Origin of the sequence: Cellulomonas sp. (genome assembly GCF_035634735.1) — a bacterium.
Lineage (GTDB): Bacteria > Actinomycetota > Actinomycetes > Actinomycetales > Cellulomonadaceae > Cellulomonas.
In genome coordinates this window covers 1-8,471 of the sequence record NZ_DASQCJ010000129.1, presented here as the reverse complement: position 1 = coordinate 8,471, position 8,471 = coordinate 1, and the positions used below count along the sequence as shown (strand labels likewise).

General features: G+C 78.3%; 8 protein-coding genes and 2 riboswitches. All 8 genes read left to right on the top strand.

Features of this window, described 5'->3' with window-relative positions; translation table 11 throughout:
* Nucleotides 1-49: riboswitch (SAM riboswitch) on the bottom strand. This riboswitch is flagged as partial in the annotation.
* 227 nt (nt 50-276) lie between these two features.
* Nucleotides 277-391: riboswitch (SAM riboswitch) on the top strand.
* A gap of 554 nt (nt 392-945) precedes the next feature.
* A complete protein-coding gene (locus VER05_RS11350) occupies nt 946-2,196 on the top strand; it encodes a F420-dependent oxidoreductase (protein ID WP_324845463.1) in 1,251 nt (416 codons plus the stop codon).
* Between the two features lie 70 nt (nt 2,197-2,266).
* The gene (locus tag VER05_RS11345) at nt 2,267-2,875 is read left to right on the top strand and encodes a GNAT family N-acetyltransferase (RefSeq protein WP_324845462.1); all 609 of its coding nucleotides are present in this window, start codon (nt 2,267-2,269) and stop codon (nt 2,873-2,875) included.
* On the top strand, nt 2,872-3,984 hold the full coding sequence (locus VER05_RS11340) for an amino acid ABC transporter permease (protein WP_324845461.1): 1,113 nt from the start codon (nt 2,872-2,874) through the stop codon (nt 3,982-3,984). Before VER05_RS11345 ends, VER05_RS11340 begins: the two co-directional genes overlap by 4 nt.
* Nucleotides 3,981-4,838, top strand: a complete 858-nt coding sequence (locus VER05_RS11335) for an amino acid ABC transporter ATP-binding protein (protein ID WP_324845460.1) — start codon at nt 3,981-3,983, stop codon at nt 4,836-4,838. Before VER05_RS11340 ends, VER05_RS11335 begins: the two co-directional genes overlap by 4 nt.
* 64 nt (nt 4,839-4,902) lie before the next feature.
* Nucleotides 4,903-5,916, top strand: a complete 1,014-nt coding sequence (locus VER05_RS11330; protein ID WP_324845459.1) for an ABC transporter substrate-binding protein — start codon at nt 4,903-4,905, stop codon at nt 5,914-5,916.
* Nucleotides 5,917-5,952: 36 nt separating this feature from the next.
* On the top strand, nt 5,953-7,239 hold the full coding sequence (locus tag VER05_RS11325; RefSeq protein WP_324845458.1) for an LLM class flavin-dependent oxidoreductase: 1,287 nt from the start codon (nt 5,953-5,955) through the stop codon (nt 7,237-7,239).
* Nucleotides 7,240-7,250: 11 nt separating this feature from the next.
* Entirely contained in the window at nt 7,251-7,718 is a 468-nt protein-coding gene (locus VER05_RS11320) for a rhodanese-like domain-containing protein (protein WP_324845457.1), read from the top strand.
* 145 nt (nt 7,719-7,863) lie between these two features.
* Nucleotides 7,864-8,471, top strand: a 608-nt coding sequence (locus tag VER05_RS11315; RefSeq protein WP_324845456.1) for an LLM class flavin-dependent oxidoreductase, incomplete at its 3' end; no start/stop codon positions are given.

Here is an 8,471-nt window from a genome sequence, read left to right as displayed (position 1 = left end):
GTGGGGTTGCTGCCCAGCCAGCCGGGGCTTGGCGCTGGGACTCGTGACCTCGGGGCGGAGGTCTAGCACCGGTCCGCCGTGCCCGGGCCCACCCGCGGGGGGAGTTCTCACGATCCGGGACCGTGCGAACGCCTGGGACCTCGGTCCTGTGACATCGCTCCGGCATGCGAGACGCGGCGCCCGCACCGTTGACGCCCGCCCGCCCCGGTTCGTAGGTTCCCCGGCACCGGTTCGGACCGGGGCGCGCCGCAGGGCGGGTCCCGGGACGCCCCGGGTGGTCATGAGCTCCGACGCGAAGCCCCGGCTGGTCGGACGGCAACCCCCCGCGCGGGTGGGTGCCCCGGGTGAGGACCAGGTCCGCCGCCGCCCGGCGACGGACAACACGCGGACCCGCCCGACCGGGCGGGGGCACACGAGGAGATCGCATGAGCCGGACCGTGCAGGCGCCGTGGGCGCCCTCGGCACCCGCCCTGCCGACCGTCGCCGCCACGTCCGGCGGCCGCTGTCGCTGTCGCCGCTGACGGCCCGCCGGCCGGCGCCGCACCCTGCCCGGGGCGCGTGACCCCGGCCCGCCGCGGCGCCTGACCGGCGCGGCCACGAGCCGTCCGCCGGTCCGCGCCCGCCGCGGCCCCGCCGCGCTCGGCCCCGGCCGACCCGCGCCGCCCCGAGCCGGCCGGCCCGCGCCGAGCCGGCCGGCCCGCGCCGAGATAGGACGTCCCGGCCGAGAGAGGAGCTCCCAGGGCCCTATCTCGGCGTGGAGGTCCTATCTCAGCGAGCCGCCGCGGCCCGCCACCTGCTCATCGGTCGCCCGCTCGGTGCGCCGGCGCGCCAGCGACCGCCGGACCGCGCCACCCGCGACCGCCCGACCACCCGCCCGCGACTACGCCGCCCGCGACTACGCCGCCCGCGGCCACCCGCCCGCGACCGCCCCCGAACGGAGCCGTCATGCCCTTCTCGTCCCCCCGCGCCGCCCGCCGCGCGCTGCTCGGCGTCGACCTGACCGCCGCCGGCGCCCGGCCTGGCGCGCACGGTGCGCTCGGCGCCGTGGCCGCCCGCGCGTTCGACGGCGAGCGGCTCGCCCGGCTGGCGCACCGCGCCGACCGCGGCCTGCTCGACCTGGTGGTGCTCGGCGACGCCCTGCTGCTGCACCCCGGCCGGGGGCGGGTGCCGGGGCGGCTGGACGCGGCCGTCGCGGCGGCGCGGGTCGCCCCGCTGGTGCGCACCGCCGCGCTGGTGGCGGGCGTCCCGCACGACCAGGTCGAGCCCGGGCACCTGGCGGGCGCCGTCCGCGGCGTGCAGGGCGCGGCCGGCGGCCCCGCGGGCTGGCAGCTGTCCGGCCCGGCGGCGCCCGGCGGCGTCGGCGCGGCCCACGCCGGTGCCCTCGCCCCGGTCGACCCGGCGGCCGAGCGGGCGTGGGCCGACGGCGCCGCCGCTGCCCTCGACGCCGTCCTGGCCGCCTGGGACGCGGGGGAGCCCGGCGCGGTGCGCCGCGGCGGCGACGGCCGGTTCCGCGTCGACCACGACGGCATCCGGTTCGCCGTCCGCGGCCGGGCGGCCATCCGGGGCGCCGACCTCGCGGGCGCGGGCCCTGCGAGCCCCGCGGACCGCCCGCTGGTCGTCGTCCCCGTCGCCGGTCCCGCCGCCGAGGCGCTCGCCGGGCGCTACGCCGACGTCGCCCGGGTGACCGCGCCCGACCTGCACGCCGCCGCCGCGGCCCGGGCCCGGGTGCGCGCCGCCGCCGTGGCCGCGGGCCGGCCCGCCGACGCGGTGCGCGTGCTGCTCGACGTCGACGTGGCGCTCGCCGACGACCGCGAGGCCGCCCTGGCACGGCTCGACCTGGTGCGCGCGGTCGACCGGCCGGACCTCGGCGATGCCGGCGCGGTCGTCGCCGGCACCGGGGCCGACCTGGCGACCGTGCTCGCCGACGCGGTCCGGGACGGCGCCGTCGACGGGTTCGTCGTCCGCCCGACGTCCGTGGAGGCGGACCTGGCGGCGGTCGTCGAGCGCACGGTGCCCGCGCTGCAGCAGGCGGGCGCGTTCCGGCTCCGGCCGGGCGACGGGGACGAGCCGGCCGACCGGGCCGATCCCGGGGACCGCCCCGTCGGCCCGGTCTCGACCCGCGCCGCCGCGCCGCGCCGCGCCCGGGTCGTCCCGGCCGAGGGCCCGTGGTCCGCCGCGCCCTTCGCCCTCACCTGACGGCGCCCGCCGCCGCACCCCGCACCCCGCACCCCGCACCCGATCCCACCCCCGACCCCGAGGTGACCCGATGACCACGACCCCGCTGCGGGACCGAGCGCCCCGCCCGGCCCCGCTCGACCCGGCGCGGCTCACCGTGCGCGCCGCCCGGCTGCACGACCCGCTGGTCGGCCCGCTGCTCGACGGCCTCGCGCACGAGTACAGCACCCGGTACACCGGCCTGCTCACGCCCGCCGAGCTCCGCGACGAGCTGGAGCACTACGGGGTCGAGGAGTTCGCCCCGCCGCACGGCGCCCTGGTGCTCGTGCTCCAGGACGGCGTGCCGGTGGCCGGCGGCGCGTTCCGCCGCCGGTGGGAGCCCGAGCACGGCGACGCCGCCCGGCTCGCCGACCCGACCGCCCGGGACGGCGAGGGCGCGCCCGCGGTGCCGACGGCCGAGCTCAAGCGGATCTGGACCCACGAGGCGCACCGCCGCCGCGGGCTGGCCCGGGTCGTGCTCGCCGAGCTCGAGGCGCGGGCCGCCGCGGCCGGCTACCCGCGGCTCTACCTGACCACCGGCCCCAAGCAGCCGGAGGCGGTCGGCCTGTACCTCGCGGCCGGCTACACCCCGCTGTTCGAGCCCGCCGCGTACCCGGGCGACCTCGTCCCGCACGCCTTCGAGAAGTGGCTCGACCGGTGAGCGCCGCGACCACGGCCCCCGCGGCAGCCGCGCCCGGGCCGGGCGCCGCGACCGGGGCCCCCGACGTCGACCGCCCCGAGGCCCTCGCCGACCTGCCCGTGCTGCCCGCCCGGCACCCCGGCCGCTGGGTCGCGACCGCCGGCGTGGCCGTGCTGCTCGCGATGGTGCTCAGCTCGCTGCTCACCAACCCGCAGTGGGAGTGGGACGTCGTCGCGCAGTACCTGACCTGGCCCTCGGTGCTGCAGGGCGTGTGGGCCACGATCCGGCTGACCGCGGTCGCCGCGGTGATCGGCTTCGGGCTCGGCACGGTGCTCGCGCTGATGCGGCTGTCCCGGTCGCCCCTGCTGCAGTCGGTGTCCTGGGCGTACTCCTGGGTGTTCCGGTCGGTGCCGCTGATCCTGCAGCTGCTCCTCTGGTACAACCTCGCCTACCTCTACCCGCAGCTGTCCCTCGGCATCCCGTTCGGGCCGGAGTGGCTGCAGCTCGACACCCTCGACGTCGTCGACAAGTTCGGCGCCGCGGTCCTCGGGCTCGGGCTGTCGCAGGCCGCGTACTCCGCGGAGATCGTCCGCGCCGGCATCCTCGGCGTCGACCAGGGCCAGCACGAGGCCGCCGCGGCGCTCGGCATCCCGCGCGGCCGGCAGCAGTGGCGGATCGTGCTGCCGCAGGCCATGCGCACCATCGTCCCGACGTCGGTGAACGAGATCATCGGGCTGCTCAAGGGCACGTCGGTGGTCTACGTGCTGGCGTACGGCGAGCTGTTCTACACGGTCGGCGTCATCTACGGCCGGAACCAGCGGGTCGTCCCGCTGCTGCTCGTCGCGGCCATCTGGTACCTGCTCACCACCACGGTCCTGACCGTCGCCCAGTACTACCTGGAGCGGTACTACGCCCGCGGCGCGCTGCGCACCCTGCCGCCGACCCCGCTGCAGCGGCTGCGCTGGACGGCCGCCGTCGCCGCGGCCCGCGTCACCGGGCGCCCGCTGCCCGCGGACCTGCCGCCCACGTTCCTGGCCGGCGCCCGCCGCGGCCACCTCACCCGCACCGCACCCCGCACGGCACCCCGCGCCGCCGCCCGCACCACCGAGCGCACCGGAGGCAACCGATGACCAGCGTGCTGCACGCCCCTGCTGCGGCCCCGGCCGCCGCGTCCACGCCCGCCGCACCCGCGGCCCCCGCGGGCGGCCACCTCCGGGTCCAGGGCCTGGCCAAGTCGTACGGCACCCTCGAGGTGCTCCGCGGCGTCGACCTCGAGGTCCGCCCGGGCGAGGTCACCGTGATCCTCGGCCCGTCGGGCTCCGGCAAGTCGACGCTGCTCCGGCTGGTCAACCACCTGGAGCGCCCCGACCGCGGGTTCGTCGCCCTGGACGGCGAGGTCATCGGCTACGCCCGGCGCCGCGCCGGCTGGGGCCCGCGGCGCCGCGAGGTGCTGCGCGAGCTCACCGAGCGGGACGTGCTGCGGCAGCGCACCCGGATCGGCTTCGTGTTCCAGAACTTCCACCTGTTCCCGCACCTGACCGCCCTGGAGAACGTCGTCGAGGCGCCCGTCTCGGCCCAGGGCCGCCCGCGGGCGGAGGTGGAGGCCGAGGCGCGCGCCCTGCTCGCCCGGGTCGGGCTGGCCGACAAGGCCGACGCCCGGCCGCGGCAGCTGTCCGGCGGCCAGCAGCAGCGCGTGGCCATCGCCCGCGCGCTCGCCGTGCGGCCGGCGCTGCTGCTGTTCGACGAGCCGACGTCCGCGCTCGACCCCGAGCTCGTGGGGGAGGTCCTCGGCGTGATCCGGGACCTCGCCCACGACGGCACCACCCTCGTGATCGTCACGCACGAGGTCGCGTTCGCCCGCGACGTCGCCGACACCGTCGTGTTCATGGACGACGGCGCCGTGGTCGAGCAGGGCCCCGCGGCCCAGGTGCTCGGCAGCCCCGCGCACCCGCGCACCCGCGCGTTCCTCGACAAGGTCCGCTGACCCCGTCCCGCCCGGCGCGCGCCCCCGCGCCCGCCGCCCACCCCTCCCGAGAGGCAGCCCCGCCATGCGCACGACCCGCACCAGCCCGCCCGGCTTCCGCCGCCGCCCGCACGCCGCCCTGGCGCTCGTGCCCGTCCTCGCCCTGCTCGCCGCCTGCGGCGGGACCTCCGACGCCGCGGAGAGCGGCGCGGGCAGCGAGCTGCAGGACGCCGCCGAGGCCGCCGGCCTCGAGGTGAACACCAGCCCCGAGCAGGACCGCATCCACACCGCGGAGAACCCGGACGCCATCGCCCTGCTGCCGCCGGAGCTCCAGGCGCAGGACACGTTCACCGTCGCGGTGAGCGCGTACGTGGCGCCGCTGGCGTTCCTCGCCGACGACGACGCCACCCCGATCGGCAACGAGACGGACATCGCCCAGCTCGTCGCCGACGCGCTCGGCAAGGACCTCGATCTCCAGGTGAAGGCCTGGGCCGACTGGCCGCTGGCGGTCCAGTCCGGCGACGTCGACGCCACCATCTCCAACGTCACGGTGACCGAGGAGCGCAAGGAGCTGTTCGACTTCTCGTCCTACCGGAACGACGAGCTCGGCTGGCTGGTCAAGGCTGGCAGCGACATCACCGAGATCGACGAGCCGTCCGACATCGCCGGCCTCACCGTGGCCGTGGGCTCGGGCACCAACCAGGAGAAGATCCTGCTCGCCTGGGACGAGGAGAACCAGGCCGCCGGCCTCGACCCCGTGCAGGTCGAGTACTTCGAGAACGACGGCGACACCATCCTCGCGCTCCAGTCCGGCCGGATCGACGCCTCGTTCGGCCCGAACGCCACCGCCGCCTACAAGGCCAAGGTCTCGCCGCAGGACTTCACCGTCGTCGGGACGCTGAACGGCGGCTGGCCGGACACCGCGCAGATCGCCGTCACCACGCTCAAGGGCGGCGGCTGGGCCGACGCCGTCACCGCCGCGCTGCAGGGCGCGTTCGACGACGGGTCGTACGCCGAGGTCCTCGAGCGCTGGGGCCTGGAGGCCGAGGCGATCGACGCGCCCGAGACCAACCCGCCGGGCCTGCCGAAGACGTCCTGACGTCCGGCCGCCCGCACCCACCCGAGGAGCAGACCCATGTCCGAGAACCCCCGCGTCCCGCTGTCCGTGCTCGACCTCGCGGTCGTGCCCGCCGGCGGCACGGGCGCCCAGGCCGTGCGGGCGGCCGTCGACCTGGCCGTCGACCTCGACCGGCTCGGCTACCGCCGCGTCTGGTACGCCGAGCACCACCTGTCGCCGGGCGTCGGGTCGGCGTCCCCGGCCGTGCTCGCCGCCGCCGTGGCGGCCCGCACGGAGCGGATCCGCGTCGGCTCGGGGGCCGTGCTGCTCAGCACGACGAGCCCGCTGGTCGCCGCGGAGCAGTTCGGCACGATCGCCGCGCTGCACCCGGGGCGGGTCGACCTCGGGCTGGGGCGGGCGTTCACGCCGCCGTCCCGGCCGGCGGGGGAGGCGCCCGCGGACGGCGCGCCCGCCGACGGCCCGGCCGCGCCCGCCCCGGCCGACCCGGCGCCCGCGCCCGCCCCGGCCGACCCGGCGCCCGCGCCCCGCCCCGCCCGCGGCCCCCGGGTCGTGGACGGCCTGTACGTCCCCGGCGCCCCGCCGATCGACGGCTCCGACTCGGTGCTGCGGGAGCGGCTGCTCGCCCAGAAGCGGGTCGTGGGCGCGTCCCGCACCCCGGCCGCGTTCCGCGACGAGCTCGGCCTGGTCCTCGGGCTGCGGGCCGGCGACTACGCCGAGGCCGACGGCACCCGGCACGTGGCGCCGCCGGTCGAGGGCGCCGACTTCGACCTGTGGGTGCTCGCCTCGTCCGCGGGGGAGAGCGCCCGGGTGGCGGGGGATCTCGGGCTGCCGATCGCGGCGAACTTCCACGTCAGCCCGGCGACCACGCTCGACACGATCGCCGCCTACCGGGCCGCGTTCCGCCCCGGCGTGCTCGACCGGCCGTACGTGGTGGTCTCCGCCGACGTGCTCGTCGCCGAGACCACCGAGCGGGCCCGCGCGCTCGCCACGCCGTTCGCCGACTGGGTGCTGTCCATCCGCCGCGGCGCCGCCGGGGCCGTCGCGTACCCGCACCCCGACGACGCCGTGCCCTGGGAGGCCCGCGACGCCGACGAGCGCGCCGTCGTCGCGGACCGGGTCGACACCCGGGTGGTCGGCGCCCCCGCGGACGTCGTCGCGCGGCTGGAGACGCTGCAGCGCGTCACCGGCGCCGACGAGCTGCTGATCACCACCGCCACGCACGACGCGGCCGACGCCCGGCGGTCGTTCGCGCTGCTCGCGGAGGCGTGGGGCGTCGCGCCCGCCGCCGACGCCACGCCCGCCGGGGCCGCCACCGCCGGCGACCCGCACCTGACCCTCGTCTGAAGGAGCCCGCCATGACCAGCACCGCCAGCACGCGCGCCGACCTCGCGGCCGCCGACGCCTCCGAGACCGCCCTCTCCGCGGCCGCCGACGCCACCCCAGCCGACGCCACCCCCGCCGACGGCGCGGCGCCCGACGCCGCCCCGGCCCTCCGCCCGCCCGTCGAGGCCGCCGCCGAGGTCGCCCGCGGCGCCCTGCTCGTCGACGTCCGTTCGGCCGGCGGCCGCGCGTCGCACGGCGAGATCCCCGGCTCGACCCTGCTCGACCGCGCGGACCTCGACGCCCTGTTCGGCCCGGCGCACGAGCCGGTCATCTCGATCGACACCCCGGTCGTCGTCGTCTGCGGCTCGGAGAACGGCTCCCGCCCGGTGGCCGAGGCCCTGGCCGCCCGCGGCTACACCGTGTCCCACGTCGACGGCGGCTTCCCGGCCTGGAAGGCCGCCGGCCTCCCCGCCGAGCCCCCCACCGACGCCCCCGCCTGACCCGCCCGCCCCGCCGCGCCCCGCCCCGCCCACCCCGCACCCGCACCTGCGCCGAGAGAGGACCGCCCCGCCGAGATAGGACCCCCCACGGACCTATCTCGGCGAGCAGGCCCTCTCTCGGCGGGAAGAAGAAGGAGCCACCGCCATGCCCGTCGAGTTCCTCGGCATCGCCACCACCAACGACGCGTCCGAGACGCGTGCCGCCACGACCCGCGCGTTCGACCCCGGCTACCTGGAGCGGATCGTCCGGGCGCACGAGGACACCGGCTGGACCCGCGTCCTGTTCGCCTACGGCTCGTCCGGCCCGGAGCCGGCGGCGCTCGCCGCGTACGTCGCCTCGCGCCTGCCGTCCATCGAGCTGCTGCTCGCGCACCGGCCGAACGTCTCGTACCCGACCTACGCCGCGAAGACGTTCGCGACCCTGGACCAGCTGTCCGGCGGTCGCCTCTCGGTGCACTTCATCACCGGCGGCAACGACCACGAGCAGGGCCGCGAGGGCGACACCCTGACCAAGGACGAGCGGTACGCCCGCACCCGGGAGTACATCCAGATCGTCAAGCGGGCCTGGACCTCCACCGAGCCGTTCGACCACCACGGCCGGTTCTACGACTTCGCCGACTTCCACCTGGACACCAAGCCGGTCGACGGCCACGTCCCGACCATCTCGTTCGGCGGCTCCTCGGACGCGGCCTTCGAGGTCGGCGCCGCCGAGGCGGACATCTACGCCGTCTGGGGCGAGCCGCTGGACCGCAC

Coding starts and splice junctions, on each gene's coding strand:
- VER05_RS11350 (WP_324845463.1), top strand. CDS start 946: ATGCCCTTCTCGTCCCCCCGCGCCGCCCGCCGCGCGCTGCTCGGCGTC.
- VER05_RS11345 (WP_324845462.1), top strand. CDS start 2,267: ATGACCACGACCCCGCTGCGGGACCGAGCGCCCCGCCCGGCCCCGCTC.
- VER05_RS11335 (WP_324845460.1), top strand. CDS start 3,981: ATGACCAGCGTGCTGCACGCCCCTGCTGCGGCCCCGGCCGCCGCGTCC.
- VER05_RS11330 (WP_324845459.1), top strand. CDS start 4,903: ATGCGCACGACCCGCACCAGCCCGCCCGGCTTCCGCCGCCGCCCGCAC.
- VER05_RS11325 (WP_324845458.1), top strand. CDS start 5,953: ATGTCCGAGAACCCCCGCGTCCCGCTGTCCGTGCTCGACCTCGCGGTC.
- VER05_RS11320 (WP_324845457.1), top strand. CDS start 7,251: ATGACCAGCACCGCCAGCACGCGCGCCGACCTCGCGGCCGCCGACGCC.